At 70.0% G+C, this 16367-nt stretch carries 13 protein-coding genes; 7 read left to right on the top strand and 6 right to left on the bottom strand.

Going from position 1 to position 16367, the window contains the following annotated elements; translation table 11 throughout:
- Positions 1 to 2: 2 nt before the first annotated feature.
- Genes AB0B64_RS08850 through AB0B64_RS08835 form a run of 4 tightly spaced genes read right to left on the bottom strand, consistent with a single transcriptional unit; the run spans position 3 to position 5745 of the window.
- The gene (locus AB0B64_RS08850) at positions 3 to 1139 is read right to left on the bottom strand and encodes an acyl-CoA dehydrogenase family protein (protein ID WP_358175826.1); all 1137 of its coding nucleotides are present in this window, start codon (positions 1137 to 1139) and stop codon (positions 3 to 5) included.
- Positions 1140 to 1145: 6 nt separating this feature from the next.
- The gene (locus AB0B64_RS08845; protein ID WP_358175823.1) at positions 1146 to 2057 is read right to left on the bottom strand and encodes a hydroxymethylglutaryl-CoA lyase; all 912 of its coding nucleotides are present in this window, start codon (positions 2055 to 2057) and stop codon (positions 1146 to 1148) included.
- Positions 2057 to 4156, bottom strand: coding sequence for a biotin carboxylase N-terminal domain-containing protein (locus tag AB0B64_RS08840; RefSeq protein WP_358175991.1), 2100 nt, complete (start codon positions 4154 to 4156; stop codon positions 2057 to 2059). The genes AB0B64_RS08845 and AB0B64_RS08840 overlap by 1 nt, the downstream gene beginning before the upstream one ends.
- A gap of 20 nt (positions 4157 to 4176) precedes the next feature.
- Positions 4177 to 5745 (bottom strand): carboxyl transferase domain-containing protein, encoded by a 1569-nt coding sequence (locus AB0B64_RS08835; RefSeq protein WP_358175820.1) that lies wholly within the window; start codon positions 5743 to 5745, stop codon positions 4177 to 4179.
- Between the two features lie 64 nt (positions 5746 to 5809).
- Here AB0B64_RS08835 and AB0B64_RS08830 point away from each other — a divergent pair, with 64 nt between their 5' ends.
- From AB0B64_RS08830 to AB0B64_RS08810, 5 genes are all read left to right on the top strand, one after another.
- On the top strand, positions 5810 to 6394 hold the full coding sequence (locus AB0B64_RS08830) for a TetR/AcrR family transcriptional regulator (RefSeq protein WP_225289634.1): 585 nt from the start codon (positions 5810 to 5812) through the stop codon (positions 6392 to 6394).
- 223 nt (positions 6395 to 6617) lie between these two features.
- Positions 6618 to 7100 (top strand): PadR family transcriptional regulator, encoded by a 483-nt coding sequence (locus tag AB0B64_RS08825; protein WP_357950880.1) that lies wholly within the window; start codon positions 6618 to 6620, stop codon positions 7098 to 7100.
- A gap of 3 nt (positions 7101 to 7103) precedes the next feature.
- Positions 7104 to 8084, top strand: coding sequence for an ATP-binding cassette domain-containing protein (locus tag AB0B64_RS08820; protein ID WP_357950877.1), 981 nt, complete (start codon positions 7104 to 7106; stop codon positions 8082 to 8084).
- A gap of 37 nt (positions 8085 to 8121) precedes the next feature.
- The gene (locus AB0B64_RS08815; RefSeq protein WP_358175817.1) at positions 8122 to 8976 is read left to right on the top strand and encodes an ABC transporter permease; all 855 of its coding nucleotides are present in this window, start codon (positions 8122 to 8124) and stop codon (positions 8974 to 8976) included.
- Between the two features lie 176 nt (positions 8977 to 9152).
- On the top strand, positions 9153 to 9581 hold the full coding sequence (locus AB0B64_RS08810) for a hypothetical protein (protein WP_357950870.1): 429 nt from the start codon (positions 9153 to 9155) through the stop codon (positions 9579 to 9581).
- 60 nt (positions 9582 to 9641) lie between these two features.
- Here the strand turns inward: AB0B64_RS08810 and AB0B64_RS08805 are convergent, their stop codons facing one another.
- Positions 9642 to 10991 (bottom strand): hypothetical protein, encoded by a 1350-nt coding sequence (locus AB0B64_RS08805; RefSeq protein WP_357950868.1) that lies wholly within the window; start codon positions 10989 to 10991, stop codon positions 9642 to 9644.
- Between the two features lie 198 nt (positions 10992 to 11189).
- On the opposite strand from AB0B64_RS08805, the gene AB0B64_RS08800 reads away from it, so the two are divergent.
- Positions 11190 to 13409 carry a thiamine pyrophosphate-dependent enzyme gene (locus tag AB0B64_RS08800; RefSeq protein ID WP_357950865.1) on the top strand — a complete coding sequence of 740 codons (2220 nt, stop codon included), beginning with the start codon at positions 11190 to 11192 and terminating at the stop codon, positions 13407 to 13409.
- A 1-nt stretch (position 13410) separates the two neighbouring features.
- Here AB0B64_RS08800 and AB0B64_RS08795 read toward each other — a convergent pair whose 3' ends face one another.
- Complete coding sequence (locus AB0B64_RS08795; protein ID WP_358175814.1) at positions 13411 to 15072, bottom strand: LLM class flavin-dependent oxidoreductase; 1662 nt, start codon at positions 15070 to 15072, stop codon at positions 13411 to 13413.
- 119 nt (positions 15073 to 15191) lie between these two features.
- Between AB0B64_RS08795 and AB0B64_RS08790 the strand changes: the two genes are divergently transcribed.
- Positions 15192 to 16364, top strand: a complete 1173-nt coding sequence (locus AB0B64_RS08790) for a DUF5937 family protein (protein WP_358175811.1) — start codon at positions 15192 to 15194, stop codon at positions 16362 to 16364.
- The last annotated feature ends 3 nt before the right edge of the window (positions 16365 to 16367 follow it).

Below are 16367 nucleotides of genomic sequence, written 5' to 3'. Positions count from 1 at the left end.
GTTTACAGGTCGCCCAGCCCCAGCTGACGGGCGATCAGCATGCGCTGGACCTCGCTGGTGCCCTCGCCGATCTCCAGGATCTTGGCGTCGCGGTAGAAGCGGCCCACCGGGAACTCGTTCATGAACCCGTAGCCGCCGAAGACCTGCGTCGCCTCGCGGGAGTTGTCCATGGCGGCGTTGGAGGAGACGAGCTTGGCGATCGCCGCCTCCTTCTTGAACGGCACGCCGGCCAGCATCTTCTCGGCCGCGTGGTAGTAGGCCAGGCGGGCGGTGTGGGCGCGGGCCTCCATGTCGGCGATCTTGAACTGGATGGCCTGGTAGTGGCCGATCGGGTGGCCGAACGCGCGTCTGTCCCTGACGTAGCGCAGGCATTCGTCCACGCAGCCCTGCGCCAGGCCGACGCCGACGGCGGCGATGGCGATGCGGCCCTCGTCGAGCGTCTGCAGGAACTGGGCGTAGCCGCGGCCGCGCTCGCCGAGCAGGTTCGCGGCGGGGACGCGGCAGTCGGAAAAGGACAGCTCCCTGGTGTCGGAGGCGTTCCAGCCGACCTTGGAGTACTTCTTCGAGACCGTGAATCCGGGCGTCCCGGACGGCACGAGGATGGTGGAGATCTCCCGCTCGCCGGTCAGCGCGGCGACGCCGACCACGCCGGTGATGTCGGTGCCCGAATTGGTGATGAACGCCTTGGTGCCGTTGATCACCCACTCGGCGCCGTCGAGCGTGGCCGTGGTACGCATGCCGCCGGGCACGTCGGAGCCGCCGCCGGGCTCCGTCAGGCCGAACGCGCCGAGGGTCTCCCCCGCCGCCATCCCCGGCAGCCAGGTCGCCCGCTGCTCGGGCGTACCGAATCGGTAGATCGGCATGGCGCCCAGCGACACCGCGGCCTCCAGCGTGATCGCCACGCTGGAGTCGGCGCGCGCCAGCTCCTCCAGGGCCAGGCAGAGCGCGAAGTAGTCGCCGCCCATGCCGCCGTACTCCTCGGGGAAGGGCAGGCCGAACAGGCCCATGGCGCCCATCCGGCGCACGATGTCGTACGGGAACTCCTCCCGCTCGTAATAGTCGCCGATCACCGGCGCCACCACGTCGCGGGCGAACGCCTCGACGGTCTTGCGCAGCTCTTCGTACTCGTCGGTCAGCATGGCGGGTCAGCCTTTCGCGAGGGCCTGGACGACGCGGGACGGGCTGGGGCGGCCGAGCCGCTCGGCCAGCCAGGTGCTCGTGGACACGAGCTTGTCGAGATCGAGGCCGGTGTCGATGCCGAGCCCGTGCAGCATCCACACGAGGTCCTCGGTGGCGAGGTTGCCCGTGGCCGACTCGGCGTAGGGGCAGCCGCCGATGCCGCCGGTGGAGGCGTCGACGACGGTCACGCCCGACCGGAGCGCGGCCAGCGTGTTGGCCAGGGCCTGGCCGTAGGTGTCGTGGAAGTGCACGGCCAGCCGGTCGGGATCGCGGAACGACTCGATCAGCGCGGTCACATGCCCGGGGGTGCCGACGCCGATGGTGTCGCCGAGCGACAGTTCGTGGCAGCCGAGGCCGAGCAGCCGCTCGCCGACCGCGACGACCTGCGCGATGGGCGTCGGGCCCTCCCATGGGTCGCCGAAGCACATCGAGACGTACGCGCGGACCTTGACGCCGTTGTCGATCGCCCTGGCCACGACCGGCTCGAACATGTCGAACTGGCTCTCCAGGCTCCGGTTCAGGTTCTTGGCGGCGAAGGTCTCGGTGGCGCTGGCGAAGACGGCGATCTCCTCGACGTCGTGGGCCAGCGCCCGGTCCAGGCCGCGCGCGTTCGGGACGAGCACCGGGTAGCGGACGCCCGGCCGCCGGTCGAGCCTGGTGAGCAGCTCTTCCGCGTCGGCGAGCTGCGGCACCCAGCTGGGGTGGACGAAGCTGGTGGCCTCGATCACCCGGTGGCCCGCGTCGGCGAGCCGGTCGATGAACTCGGCCTTCACCTCGACCGGGACGATCGCGGACTCGTTCTGCAGGCCGTCGCGCGGGCCCACCTCGTAGACGGTGACCTGGTGCGGCAGGCCCTCCATCGGGTAAGGCCTGCGCATCAGGACTCCCCGGCGGTGACGACGGCCAGGACGGCGTCCATGTCGACCGGCTGGCCCACCTGCACGGGCAGCTCGGTGACCCGTCCGTCGCAGGGGGCGGTGACGGTGTGTTCCATCTTCATGGCCTCCACGATGAGGAGCGGCTGGCCCGCGCTCACCTGGTCGCCCGGCTGGGCCTTGACGACCAGGACGGTGCCGGGCATGGGGCTTCTGACCACGCCGTCGCCCGCGTGCGCGGCGCCCGGGCGGTCGCCGGGGTCGCCGATGCGGTGACGGGTCAGGGACCAGGACTGTCCGTCCCTGCCCAGCCAGAGGGTGTCGTCGTGGCGGGCGTGGGTGTAGTGGTGGGTACGGCCGGCCAGGGTGACGGTCAGCTTGGCGCCGTCGACCAGAAGCCTTGCCGGAACGGCCACCCCGGGCACGACCCCGCCGACCGCGCCAGCCGCACCGGTCGCACCGGTCGCACCGGTCGCACCGGTCGCACCGGTCGCACCGGTCGCTGGGACGGTGGCGGTGGTGGCGGCGGTCTCTTGGGTTGCGGCCTCTGGGGGATTTATGCGGATTTCTGCTGATTTTTCGGGCAGGCCGCGTACCTGGACCGTGTGGACGCCGTCCCGCGACTCCAGCCGCCAGGCCGTCCACGCGCGCTCGCCGACCCGCCAGCCGTCCGCGACCTCCCACGGGTCCGTACCCTGAGGCACGGTGTGGAAGGCCAGCGCGGCGGCGGCCAGCACCTCCTTGGGCGGCCCGGCGGCCGGGACCAGCGCGGGCAGGACCCGCTCGACCAGCCCGGTGTCGAGCTCGCCCGCCCGCACCTGCGGGTGCGCCGCGAGCGCCCGCAGGAACGGGACGTTCGTGATCACCCCGAGCACGACCGTCTCGGCGAGCGCCTGGTCGAGCCGCCGGAAGGCCGCCTCCCGCGTGGGCGCCCACGCGATGACCTTGGCCAGCATCGGGTCGAACTCGCTGCCCACGACGCCGCCCTCGACCAGCCCCGAGTCGACCCGGACGCCGCTCTCGGCGAGCCCCGAGTCCGCCCGGACGCCACCCGGCTCCGCCAGCCGCAGGACCCGGCCGCCCGTGGGCAGGAAGCCGCGCGACGGGTCCTCGGCGTAGACCCGGGCCTCGACGGCGTGGCCGCGAAGCCGTACCTCGTCCTGGGTGAAGGGCAGCGGCTCGCCCGCCGCGACCCGGAGCTGGAGCTCCACCAGGTCGAGGTCCGTGACCAGCTCGGTGACCGGGTGCTCCACCTGGAGGCGGGTGTTCATCTCCATGAAGTGGTATTCGCCGGTCGTGCCGTCGACGATGAACTCGACCGTGCCCGCGCTCACATAGCCCACCGCGCGGGCCGCCTCCACCGCCGCGGCGCCCATTCGCTCGCGCATCGCGGCGTCGACGAAGGGGGACGGCGCCTCCTCGATGATCTTCTGGTGGCGGCGTTGCAGGCTGCACTCGCGTTCGCCCAGATGGACGACGTTGCCGTGGGTGTCGGCCAGCACCTGGATCTCGATGTGGCGGGGGTTCTCGACGTAGCGCTCGATCAGCAGGGTCTCGTCGCCGAACGCGGAGCGGGCCGTACGGCGGGCCGACTCCAGCGCGTCGGGCAGCTCGGCGGCCGAACGGACCAGCACCATGCCCTTGCCGCCCCCGCCCGCCGACGGCTTGATCAGGGCGGGGAAGTCCGTCCAGGACAGCAGCGAGTCGCCGGGTTCGGCGCCGCCCGGCACCACGGGGACCCCGGCGGCCGAGACGGTGGCCTTGGCGCGGATCTTGTCCCCCATGGCGTCGATGGCCGCGGGCGGCGGGCCGACGAAGACCAGCCCCGCCTCGGCGCACCGGCGGGCGAACTCGGCGTTCTCCGCGAGGAACCCGTATCCGGGATGTACGGCCTGCGCCCCGGACGCCTCGGCCGCCGCCACCATCGCCCCCATGTCCAGATATTTCGGGATCTGGAGGGCGGTGTCGGCTTCGCGGACGTGCCGAGCGTCCGCGTCCGAGGCCGTGTGGACGGCCACCGACATGATGCCGAGCGCACGCAGCGTGCGGATGACCCGGACGGCGATCTCGCCCCGGTTGGCGACGAGGACACGGGTGAACATGGGCAGCGTGGTCAACGTGGTCACATCCGGAAGACGCCGTAGCCGACGGGGTCGAGCGGGGCGTTGGCCGCCGCGGAGAGTGCCAGGCCGAGGACCGTACGGGTGTCGAGCGGGTCGATCACGCCGTCGTCCCACAGCCGGGCCGTGGAGTAGTAGGGGTTGCCCTGGTGCTCGTACTGCGCCCTGATGGCCTCCGCGTCGGCGTTGCCGACGGTGGTGAGCACATTCGCGGCCTGCTCGCCGCCCATGACCGAGATGCGGGCGTTCGGCCACATCCACAGGAACCTGGGAGAGTACGCCCGCCCGGCCATCGCGTAGTTGCCCGCGCCGAACGACCCGCCGATCACCACGGTGAACTTCGGCACCCTGGCGCAGGAGACCGCGGTGACCATCTTGGCGCCGTGCTTGGCGATGCCGCCCGCCTCGTACGCCTTGCCGACCATGAAACCGCTGATGTTCTGCAGGAACACCAGCGGGATGCGCCTGCGGTCGCACAGCTCGATGAAGTGCGCCCCCTTCAGGGCGGACTCGCTGAACAGGATGCCGTTGTTCGCGATGATCCCGACCGGGTGCCCGTGCAGGTGAGCGAAGCCGGTGACCAGCGTCGCGCCGTACTCGGCCTTGAACTCCAGGAACCGCGAGCCGTCGACGAGCCGCGCGATGATCTCCCGCACCTCGTACGGCCGGCGGGTGTCGGCGGGCACGATGCCGTAGAGGTCGCGCGGGTCGTGGCGGGGCTCCTCGGGCTCGACCCGGTCCCAGGGCCGCTCGGCTCTCGGGGCCAGCGTGGAGACGATGTCGCGGACGATGGCCAGCGCGTGCGCGTCGTCGTCGGCCAGGTGGTCGGTGACGCCGCTGACGCGGGCGTGCAGGTCGCCGCCGCCCAGCTCCTCGGCCGTGACCTCCTCGCCGGTGGCCGCCTTCACCAGCGGCGGGCCGCCGAGGAAGATGGTGCCCTGGTCGCGCACGATGACGGCCTCGTCGCTCATGGCCGGGACGTACGCGCCGCCCGCCGTACACGATCCCAGCACGGCGGCGATCTGCGGGATGCCGCGCGCGGACATCGTGGCCTGGTTGTAGAAGATGCGGCCGAAGTGCTCCCGGTCGGGGAAGACCTCGTCCTGCTTGGGGAGGAACGCGCCGCCCGAGTCGACCAGGTACACGCACGGCAGGTGGTTGTGCAGCGCCACCTCCTGCGCGCGCAGGTGCTTCTTGACGGTGATCGGGTAGTACGTGCCGCCCTTCACGGTGGCGTCGTTGGCCACGACCACGCACTCGCGCCCGGCGATCCGGCCGACGCCGGTGATGATCCCGGCGGCCGGCGCCTGGTCGTCGTAGAGGCCGTTGGCGGCCAGCGGCGACAGCTCCAGGAAGCGGGAGCCGGGGTCGAGCAGGCCGTCGACGCGGTCGCGCGGCAGCAGCTTGCCGCGTTCGACGTGGCGCTGCCGCGACCGCTCGGGACCGCCCGCGGCGGCCACGGCGAGGCGCTCCAGCAGGTCGGCGGCGAGCCGCTCGTTGAGCTCGGCGTTGTGCTTGTACGCCTCGCTGCCGGGGTCCGCGGCCGAGTTCAGCACCGGCCAGTCGCTCATGTATCCCCCTCCGTTATGAGGCAGATGTTAGTCATCATTAACGTAACCGTCTACCATGTGAGACGTGACGACGACGCGGAGCCGGGGCAGCCGGCGCCTGGAGATCCTCGGCGCGGCCGCGAACCTGTTCGCCGCGCGCGGCTTCCACGGCGTCTCGATCGAGGACATCGGCGGCGCCGTCGGCGTCTCGGGCCCGGCGCTCTATCGCCACTTCAGCGGCAAGGAGGCGCTGCTCGCCGAGATGCTGCTGGGCATCAGCTCGCGGCTGCGCGAATCGGCCGCCGCGGCGGTCACCTCGCCCGGCGGGCCCGAGGAGACGCTCGACGCGCTCCTGAACGTGCAGATCACCTTCGCGCTCGAACAGCCCGCGCTGATCACCGTGCACGACCGGGAGCTGGGCAACGTGCCCGAGCCGGAGCGGCGGCAGATCAGGCGGCTGCAGCGGCTGTACGTCGAGGAATGGGTCACCGTGCTGGCCGAGCTGCATCCGTCGTGCCCGCCCCCGCGCCTGCGGGCCGCCACGCACGCCGTCTTCGGGCTGCTCAACTCCACGCCGCACAGCGCCGGCGAGCTGCCCGCGCGCGCCATGCGCCTCCTTCTGCACGCGATGGCCCGGGCCGCCATCGCGGCCTCGGTTAACGCTCACTAACACAGCGCCACAACACCCAAAAATGGGGCTATTCATGCCAACTATCTAGATATATCGTCACGCTATCTCGATAGTTGGAGGCGTGATGCGTGATCCACACATGTGGGAAGGGCCGCCCGGCGCCCCACCGCCACCGCACCCCCCGCTTCCCCCGGGCCCGCCTGGTCCGCCGGTCTTTTCGGGCGGCGGGCCGGGAATGGGAGGTGCGCCGGGGATGGGCGGCATGCCCGATGTGCCGCCGATGGGCTGGGAGGGCGGCGCTCCGCGCGTACGGCGGGGAGACGTCAGGGCCGCGCTGCTGAGCCTGCTCGCCGAAGGGCCGAAGAACGGCTACCAGATGATCCAGGACATAGAGGAGCGCAGCCGCGGAGTGTGGCGGCCCAGTCCCGGCTCGGTCTATCCGGCACTCCAGCAACTGGAGGACGAGGGCCTGGTCACCGGTGACGACACCGGCGGTTCCCGGCTCTACAGCCTGACCGAGCAGGGCCGTGAGCGGGCCGTACGTCATCTCGACGGCGAGCCGCCCTGGGACGAGGTGGCGCGCTCCGTGCCCGAGGACCGGCACGAGCTGCGACTGCTGTGGGCCCAGCTCAACGAGGCGTTCAGCCACCTGGCGCGGACGGCCAACGACCAGCAGGTCGTCCGGGCCAAGAAGCTGCTCAGGCAGACGCGCAAGTCCGTTTTCCAGATCCTCGCGGAGGACTGAGCGATGACAGACGCGGCGGTGGCCGTACACGGCTTAAGGAAGGACTACGGGAAGATCGAGGCCGTCAAAGGCGTCGACTTCGACGTGGCCCCCGGCGAGGTCTTCGGCTTCCTCGGCCCGAACGGAGCCGGGAAGACCACCACGATCAGCATGCTCTGCACACTCGTCAACCCGACCGGCGGCAGCGCGACGGTCGCCGGGTACGACGTGGTGCGCCAGCGCGACGAGGTACGCCGGAACATCGGCCTGGTCTTCCAGGACCCGACGCTCGACAGCTACCTGAGCGCCGAGCAGAACCTGCGCTTCCACGCCGAGCTGTACGGTGTGCCGAAGAGCGTCGTCGGCGACCGGATCCGGCAGGTCATGGAGATGGTCGCGCTCTGGGACCGCAAGGACGCCAAGGTCATGACGTTCTCCGGCGGCATGAAGCGGCGGCTGGAGATCGCCCGCGGGCTCCTGCACTCACCCCGGGTGCTGTTCCTGGACGAGCCCACGGTCGGCCTCGACCCGCAGACCCGCTCGGCCATCTGGGGCTACATCAACCAGCTCCGGCGCCTGGAGGACATCACCATCTTCATGACCACCCACTACATGGACGAGGCCGAGTACTGCGACCGGATCGCGATCATCGACCACGGTGAGGTCGTCGTCATCGACTCGCCGGAGGCGCTGAAGGCCAGCGTCGGCAAGGATCGGGTACAGATCCACACCGGCGACGACGCCGCCGCGATCCGGGCGCTGCGCGAGGAGTTCGGCCTGGAGGCGGCCGTACACGAGGGCGCGGTGACGTTCGCCGTGGCGTCGGGCGAGGAGTTCGTGCCCCGGCTGTTCGCCGAGTTGGGCATGCCGATCAGGTCGGTGAGCGTCTCACGGCCCTCACTCGACGACGTGTTCATGAACTACACGGGTTCCACGATCCGCGACGCCGAGGAAGGCGGCGAGTCGGGCGGCCGGACGTGGATGAGAGCGATGGCGAGGCGGTAGTCATGGCCTGGATCAACGCGATGGCGGGGTGGTAGGGATGGCGACAGAGGCGATCGGCGTCCGGGTGCCGGTGCAAGGCGCCGGGCACGACCTCCGGGCGGTCAAGGTGGTGCTGCACCGGGAGCTGCTGCGGTTCGTCAACGACCGCACCCGCATGCTGTCGATGCTGCTGCAGCCGGTGCTGTGGCTGTTCGTGATGGGCACCGGGCTCGGCTCACTGGTGCGCGGCGCCATCCCGGGCATCGACTACCGCACCTTCATGTATCCCGGCATGATCTCGATGACCGTGATCATGACCGGCATGTTCTCGGCCGGGTCCATCGTGTGGGACCGCGAGTTCGGCTTCCTGCGCGAGATGCTCGTCGCCCCGGTCTCACGCGGGGCGATCGTGGTCGGCAAGTGCCTGGGCGGGGCCGTGGTGGCCACCGGGCAGGGCGTCATCATCCTGGCGATGGCCGGGCTGGTCGGCGTACCGTACTCGCCGGCACTGATCGTGACGATGCTGGCGGAGATGTTCCTCGCGGCGTTCACGATCACGGCGTTCGGGGTGATGCTGGCGGCCCGGATGCGGAACATGCAGACCTTCTTCGGTCTCATGCAGATGGCGATCATGCCGATGCTGTTCCTGTCGGGGGCCATGTTTCCGCTGGCCAACCTGCCGTCGTGGCTGCACCTGCTGACGGTGATCAACCCGATGACGTACGCGGTGGACCCGATGCGGCACGCGGTGTTCTCCCACCTCGACGTGCCCGCACAGGTGAACGCGGTGCTCAATCCCGGGGTCCGGTGGTTCGACTTCCAGGTGCCGGTGGGGGTGGAGCTCGGGGTTGTGGCCTTGCTGGGGGCCGTTCTGCTTGGGGTTGGGATCGCGCAGTTCAGGCGGGCGGAGTAGGTCGTACAGGTTTTCGTATCTGGTTGCGACGCTCCGGTCACGGAGGGTAACTTCTGCGATGCAAGCGCAATCCCCCCTTCAAAGGAGCGCCAGAGTTGGACTTGCACGCGGCAGTGATTGAGCTCGAGGGCCGGGTCTCCGTACTCGAGAGACGTACAGTTAGCGGTGTGCCTGACATGACGGTCGCCGAACGGTTCAACACCCACCATGAGCGCGCGGACGCCATGGGCAAGAACATCCTCGACAAGATCGACAAGCGGACCAAAGAGCTCAACCAGAAGATCGACAGCCGGGCGAACCAGCTCGACGAGAAGATCTACACGCTCAATAGCGACACATTGGATGGCTTCGACCGGGTCAACCAAGACATTGCAAAGGTCAATCATCGCCTCGATCAGCAGAACACCAGGCTCGACAACCTCGAGTTGTCCATGGCCCGTCGATTCGAGGCCGTCGACAAGGACATAGCCGAACTCAAGACCGATGTCAGTGAGCTCAAGACGGGAGTCGGTGAGCTCAAGACCGATGTGGGTGAGCTCAAGACCGGGTTCGGTGAGCTCAAGTCGATGCTCATCAGCCTCGGCGCGAAAGCCCCCGAGTCCTAGCAAAGACGCATGAGGCCCGGAGCAACCTGCCCCGGGCCTCAAACCAGCGATTCCGACGTGTTACCGCTTCACGCGGACATAGTCACTACGGCTGCTGTCTCCGTAGAAATCGTCGTCCCCGCCGAACACGAACTTCCACGAGCCCGACTTCCACGCCTTGACCCTGACGTACAGCTTGCCGCTGTCACCGGACCGCGTGGTCTTCACGTACTGCCACTTGTGCGAGCCGACCGGCTTGAAGTACAGCGCGACCTTGCCCGCGTACCCCTCCCAGGATCCGCTGTCGTCGATCTGCAGCACGCCCCTGGCCTTCAGGTACCTGCCGCGCTTGACCGGCTCCGGGTAGGCGTTGAACTTGATCACCCGGCTGGCCGACTTGTCGGCCGTCGGCGGCGGGGTGGGCTCGAGGACCTTGACCCAGGCGGCGTCGGAGACCGAGCCCTTGACGCCCCTGGTCCCCGCGAACGCGGCCCGCCACCAGCCCGAGGACTGCGCGGTCGCGGTGGCCCAGAAGCGGCCGTCGCGGTTCGTCACGTCGCTGGTGACGTACTCCCAGCGGCGTGAGCCGTCCTGCCTGAAGTAGATCGAGACCCGCTGGCCGGGCAGGGCCTGCCAGCGCTCGACTTGCAGGGTGCCGGTGAAGTTCAGCCGGGCGCCCTTGTCGGCGGGCGCGGGGGTGACGTCGAAGCCGACGATCCTGCTGTCGGAATTGTGCCTGATCCGGACGTCGACCCGGTCGCTGTCGCTGACCGATGCCCTGGCTTCCTTGTTCCCGCCGAACTCGGCCCGCCACCAGCCGGTGGCATCGGCGCGCACCCTGGTGCTGAACCAGCCGTCGCGGCCGCTCGTGACCGTGGCGACCCGGCGGTAGGCGTCGGCACTCCGCTCACGGAAAGTAATCGCCACGACCCCGGTGTATCCCTTGCCGTCGGCCAGGAGTCGGCCGGAGACCCTGATCATGTCGCCGCGGTGCACCTGGCCGGGGCTGGCGCCGAAGTCCACGATCTTGGTGACGAGGGCCTTCTGGACGTCGAAGGTGCCGCTGGCGGACTTGTCGCCGTCACCGTGGGCGATGGCGAGGAAGCTCCACTTTCCGGCGTCCTTCGCCTCGAAGCTCTTCGTACCGGTCCACTTCGTCCACACGCCGAACGGCGCCGACTTGAGGTCGATGGGCGTGCCGACGCTCAGGCCGGGCGGCTTGAGCTGGAGTTCGGCCTTTCCGGCGTCCTTGGTGGTGAACGTGAACGTCACCGTGACCGGCTTGTCGAAGACCACGGCCGGGGAGCCCGGACTGAGGTCCACATTGGAGATGGCGGGGGCCTTGGCCGCGGCCGACGCCGATGGTGCCAGGGCGAGAAGCCCGGCGGCCGTCGCGAGCGCGACGGCGGCGACACGGATGCGTTGTAACATGCGGGTTCCTTTCTGGATCCCCTGGTGCTCAACGCGGCATTGAGGGTGCCACGCTTATCTTTCCCAGTAGACATTCAGGTTGGCCAGAAAGTTGCGAAATCTGACAACTTGTTATAGATCGGGGTCAATCGGACCGGTCCACAACATGTCACTCCCGACGGGCAGACGAACCCGGGATCGGGGCGACATAATCGCCTTGTGGCGCGCGACACTGTTGAGACTCATTTCACCCAAGCCATTGCGACGCTGAAGGGGGGCGCGGCCCGTGATCCCGGCCGGCCCGTCCGCGAGGGCGCGTCGCTGACCGGTGAGCAGTGCCGCACCCTCTTCCAGCGCCAGCTCGACAGCCGCCTGCTCGACATCGCGGCCCGCTGGCTGCGCGCGCAGGAGCAGTCCTTCTACACGATCGGCTCGGCCGGGCACGAGGGCAACGCGGCGGTCGCCGCCGCGCTGCGGCCCGGCGACCCCGCGCTGCTGCACTACCGCTCCGGCGCCTTCTACCTGACCCGGTCCGAGCAGGCCGGACGGCTGCCCGAGCAGGGCATCCGCGACGTGCTCATGGGGCTGGCCGCCGCGGCCGACGAGCCGATCGCGGGCGGCCGGCACAAGGTGTTCGGCCATCCCGACCTGGCGATCATCCCGCAGACCTCGACGATCGCCAGCCACCTGCCGCGCGCGGTGGGCGTCGCCTTCGCCATCGAGCGGGGCCGCGCGCTGGGCGTTCCCACGCCGTGGGCGGACGACGCGATCACCGTGTGCAGCTTCGGCGACGCCTCGGTAAACCACGCCACGGCGCTGACCGGGTTCAACACCGCCGCCTACGCCACGCATCAGGGGCAGGCGCTGCCGATCCTGTTCGTGTGCGAGGACAACGGCATCGGCATCAGCGTCCGCACGCCCAAGGGCTGGGTGGCGGCGAGCGCGCGGCGTCCCGGCATCGAATACTTCGCCGCCGACGGCTGCGACCTGGCCGACGCCTACGACACGGCCGTCCGGGCGGTCCAGCACGTACGCGACAACCGCTCCCCCGCGTTCCTGCACCTGAGCACGGTCCGGCTCATGGGCCACGCCGGCTCCGACGTCGAGTCCGCCTACCGCACCCAGCGGGAGATCCGCGCCGACATGGAGCGCGACCCGCTCCTGGCCACCGCCCGGCTGCTGGTCGAAGCGGGGCTGGTCACGCCCGACGAGCTGCTCATGCAGTACGAGTCGTCGCGCGAGCACATACTGCGGATCGCCCTGGAGACCACCCGCAGTCCGCGCCTCGGCTCGGCCAAGGAGATCATGGAGCCGCTCGCGCCCCGCCGGCCCGAGATGATCGCCAGGATCAGCCCGGTGGCGGCCGAGGCGTCGGTCAGAGAACGCGCCTTCGCCGGTTCCCTGCCCGAGGCCGAGAAGCAACTGACCCTCTCCCAGGCCATCAACCGCACCCTGACCGACGCGCTCGCCGTCTACCCGGAGATGATGGTCTTCGGCGAGGACGTCGCCAAGAAGGGCGGCGTCTACGGCGTCACCCGGGGGCTGCAGAAGCGGTTCGGTGGCGGGCGGGTGTTCGACACGCACCTCGACGAGCAGTCCATCCTGGGGCTCGCGCTCGGGTCGGGGGTGTCGAAGCTGCTGCCCGTGCCGGAGATCCAGTATCTGGCGTACCTGCACAACGCGCTCGACCAGCTCAGGGGCGAGGCGTCGACACTGTCGTTCTTCTCGCAGGGGGCCTATCTCAATCCGCTGGTGGTGCGGGTGGCGAGTTACGCCTACCAGAAGGGGTTCGGCGGCCACTTCCACAACGACAACGCGGTCGGGGCCCTGCGCGACATCCCCGGCCTGGTCATCGCCTCGCCGTCGCGGCCCGACGACGCGGCGGCCATGCTGCGTACCTGTCTGGCGGCGGCCCGCACGGAGGGTTCCGTGTGCGTGTTCCTGGAGCCGATCGCGCTCTATCACACGCGCGACCTGTTCGAGGAGGGCGACGCGGGCTGGCTGGCGCCCTACGCGCCGCCGTCGCGCTGGCCGGAGACGCACGTCCCGATCGGGCGGGCGCGGTCCTATGGCGACGGGCGCGACCTCACGATCGTCACCTTCGGCAACGGGCTGCGGATGAGCCTGCGCGCCGCCGTACGCCTGACGCAGGAGGGCTACGGCTGCCGGGTGCTAGACCTGCGCTGGCTGGCGCCGCTGCCGGTGGAGGACCTGGTGCGGGCGGCGGAGCTGACGGGCAAGGTGCTGATCGCCGACGAGACCCGCCACACGGGCGGGGTGTCGGAGGGGATCGTGGCCGAGCTGATGGACGCGGGGTTCTCCGGGCAGGTGGGGCGGGTGACGTCGGCGGACAGCTTCATCCCGCTGGGCGAGGCGGCCGCTCACGTCCTGATGTCCGAGGAGGAGATCGAGCAAGCGGCGCGGAAGTTGCTTGGATGACTTAGTACGGCGAAGCGCCGCCGAACATCTCTCCCACCCGGGAGGCCAGCGTCACGTCGCCCGTTATCTGGAGGCGGCCCGACATCAGCAGGGCGGCCGGGTTCGCCGTACCTGCGACGATGCGGAGCAGGTCGGCGGCCGGGAGGGTGAGCGTGATGGACGGGGCGCGGGCCGGGCCGGGGAAAGCGCGGGCCCGGCGGCCTCGGATGGCGATGGTCCAGGTGGCACGGGGTTGGAGACGGAACTCGAGGGCGCCCTGGAAGCCGAAAGCCCTGTCCGGTCTGAAGGAGCGGGCCATGAGGGCGAACAGGAGTCGCTGACGGCCGGGGCTCAGCCAGCGGGTCAGGTCCTCGTCGGAGCGGCCCGCGACGAAGCGGGACAGAAGGTGCTGGCCCGTGAGGCGGGCTCGCTTGCGGGCCGCGGCGAAGACGTCCGCCGGGGTGGGCGGCGGGCGGTGGGTGACGCGGGACAGCTCCGCGTCCTCGTCGATCACGTACGGCTGGGAGAGCTTTCTGGCCGGAGAACGCCTGGACAGGGCGGCTTCGATGACCGGAGCGAGCCGGGCGGACTTGGCGCGCTCGCGCTCTTCACGGCCTTCGGTGAATGCGGGCAGGACCTTTTTCCCGAACAATTCAAGACTTTCGCAAATGTGCTCATGGCGATTCGGACCGGCCTGGAGCACGAAGATCATTTGATCCACGCCCGCCACCTCGTAGCGGCTGATGAGGTCGATGAGTTGCTGCGGACTCCCCAATGCGCCCGCGAGCGGATCCCTCCCCTGCGCCCCCACCTTTGGCTGCTCTTTCGTGAAATTTCCCCAAATGCTGCTGTGGCCGGGAGTGTGTTTCGACGGCCCGTAATAATGCGCCAGGGCATAGGCGAAGAAGGCCGCCCCCTGAGCGCCCCGATGCCGAGCCTCGGCGGGATCCTCGTGGCACATCATCGGCAGCACGACCGCCAGGTTGGCGTTGACCGCGAACCCCGCCGGCACGCACTCCGCCGACTCCAGCAGCTGGTAGTAGTCCCGCGACCACTTCCCCGCGTCCTCCGGATGCACGAACGCGAACGACAGCGCCCCGATCCCGTTCCGCGCCGCCAGATGGATCGTCTCCCGCCGCGAGCAGGCCACCCACAGGGGCGGGTGCGGCTTCTGCACGGTCTTCGGGATCACGTTGCGCGGCGGCATCCGCAGGTACGGCGAGTGCCACCCGGCGAACGGCTCCTCCACGAACATCCGGGTGATCGCGTCCAGCGAGTCCTGCCACATGGCCCGCTTCCGCTCCCGATCCACGCCGAACCCGCCCAGCTCGGCCGCCGAACTGGCCTCCCCGGTGCCGAAGTCGACCCGGCCACCCGAGACGAGGTCGAGCGTGGCGACGCGTTCGGCGACCCTGGCAGGGTGGTTGACCGGCGGCGGCACCTGCACGATGCCGTGGCCGAGCCGGATGTTCCTGGTGCGCTGGGAGGCGGCGGCGAGGAACACCTCCGGGGCGGACGAGTGTGAGTACTCCTCCAGATAGTGGTGCTCGACCTCCCACACATAGTCGAACCCGACCCGGTCGGCGATCTCGACCTGCTCCAGCGCGTCGGCGTACAGGCGCTGCTCGCTGTCCGGCTCCCAGGGGCGGGGCAGCTGATGCTCGTAGAAGATTCCGAACCGCACCTCAAGCCTCCGGTCTCAGAGACGATGCTTCCCACCATACGGCGGCGACATCACCGAGTCCCGGCTCAGATCTCGCGGCGCAGTGGGCTGAGCCAGATCGGTATCCAGCTGCACGCCCCATGATCGACGCACCTGCCCACATCGCCGCCCCCGTACCCCAGAGCTCGCCGAGGAGGCCCGCCAGCAGGCCGCCGACACCGACCGCGCCCATCAGGATCAGGCGCATGGTGGCGTTCATCCGGCCGAGCATCGAGTCGGGCGTGACGCGCTGCCGGAAGCTGACGAGCAGCACGTTGTTCAACCCGGGGCTTGAGCTGACATTCACCGCGCAGGATGCGGCCCATGTCCGTTTCGCCGTTTCTCCTCTGTGGGAGGTCGTCGCCAGCGTCCGGGTGGTGAAGAACCCGGCCGCCCATGCCGTACTCAAGCCCTGGGCCGAGCGGGTACGCCGGCGGCTCGCCGATGTCGACTGGCGGTTGCTGTCCGACCTGGTGCCGGTGCCCACGACCTCGATCGTCGGCTTCGTCAGCCCGCCACCCTCGACCTCCGTGCCCAACCTGGAGGTGGAGCTGGCCACGATGGTGGCGATGGCGCCCCTGGTCCGGGAGGGTCTCGACATCTGGGACGGTCCACCCACCAGAGCGCTCCAGGCGCTCCATGCCGACCCCGCGGGCGGTCTCGAACGGCTGGCCGAGGAGATCCGCGGCTACTGGGACGCGGCCATCGCGCCTTACTGGCCCCGGATCAGCAGCCTGCTCGACGGCGACGTGCTCTATCGCGCCAGGTCGCTGGCCGAGGGTGGCCTGCGGCACATGCTCAGCGACCTCGACACGGCCGTGACGTGGGAGGGAGAGACCCTGCGCCTGCCGAAGACGGCCTGCGAAGGAGTGCGTCCGCTGGACGGGCTGGGGCTGTTGCTCGTGCCGTCGGTGTTCACCTGGCCGCGGGTCTTCTCCATCACGACCCCGCCCTGGCAGCCCACGATCCGCTACCCGCCGCGGGGCGTCGCGACGCTCTGGGAGCACCGCGAGAGCGACCCGCCACAGGCGCTGGCCGCCGTGCTCGGCCGGACCCGCGCCCGGCTCTTGGCCGAACTCGACCAGCCCGCCTCGACCAGGGAACTGGCCACCCGCCTCGACCTGTCGGAACCGGGCGCGAACCAGCATCTCACCGCGCTCCGCAAGGCCGGACTGACCAGCGCGCACCGTACTGGGAGATATGTGCTCTATGCCCGTACGGCCGTCGCCGAGGCACTGCTGGCCGGAGAACGGCAGGATGGGAGCTCGTCCTGAGCG

Source organism: Nonomuraea sp. NPDC049129 (assembly GCF_040648495.1).
In the GTDB taxonomy this organism is placed as follows: Bacteria; Actinomycetota; Actinomycetes; order Streptosporangiales; family Streptosporangiaceae; genus Nonomuraea.
This window is presented reverse-complemented; position numbering and strand designations above follow the sequence as displayed.

Bases quoted from the DNA above. Each gene is read 5' to 3' on its own strand.
- AB0B64_RS08850 (WP_358175826.1), bottom strand. From the start codon at position 1,139: ATGCTGACCGACGAGTACGAAGAGCTGCGCAAGACCGTCGAGGCGTTC.
- AB0B64_RS08845 (WP_358175823.1), bottom strand. From the start codon at position 2,057: ATGCGCAGGCCTTACCCGATGGAGGGCCTGCCGCACCAGGTCACCGTC.
- AB0B64_RS08840 (WP_358175991.1), bottom strand. From the start codon at position 4,156: ATGTTCACCCGTGTCCTCGTCGCCAACCGGGGCGAGATCGCCGTCCGG.
- AB0B64_RS08835 (WP_358175820.1), bottom strand. From the start codon at position 5,745: ATGAGCGACTGGCCGGTGCTGAACTCGGCCGCGGACCCCGGCAGCGAG.
- AB0B64_RS08825 (WP_357950880.1), top strand. From the start codon at position 6,618: ATGCCCGATGTGCCGCCGATGGGCTGGGAGGGCGGCGCTCCGCGCGTA.
- AB0B64_RS08820 (WP_357950877.1), top strand. From the start codon at position 7,104: ATGACAGACGCGGCGGTGGCCGTACACGGCTTAAGGAAGGACTACGGG.
- AB0B64_RS08815 (WP_358175817.1), top strand. From the start codon at position 8,122: ATGGCGACAGAGGCGATCGGCGTCCGGGTGCCGGTGCAAGGCGCCGGG.
- AB0B64_RS08810 (WP_357950870.1), top strand. From the start codon at position 9,153: ATGACGGTCGCCGAACGGTTCAACACCCACCATGAGCGCGCGGACGCC.
- AB0B64_RS08805 (WP_357950868.1), bottom strand. From the start codon at position 10,991: ATGTTACAACGCATCCGTGTCGCCGCCGTCGCGCTCGCGACGGCCGCC.
- AB0B64_RS08790 (WP_358175811.1), top strand. From the start codon at position 15,192: ATGATCGACGCACCTGCCCACATCGCCGCCCCCGTACCCCAGAGCTCG.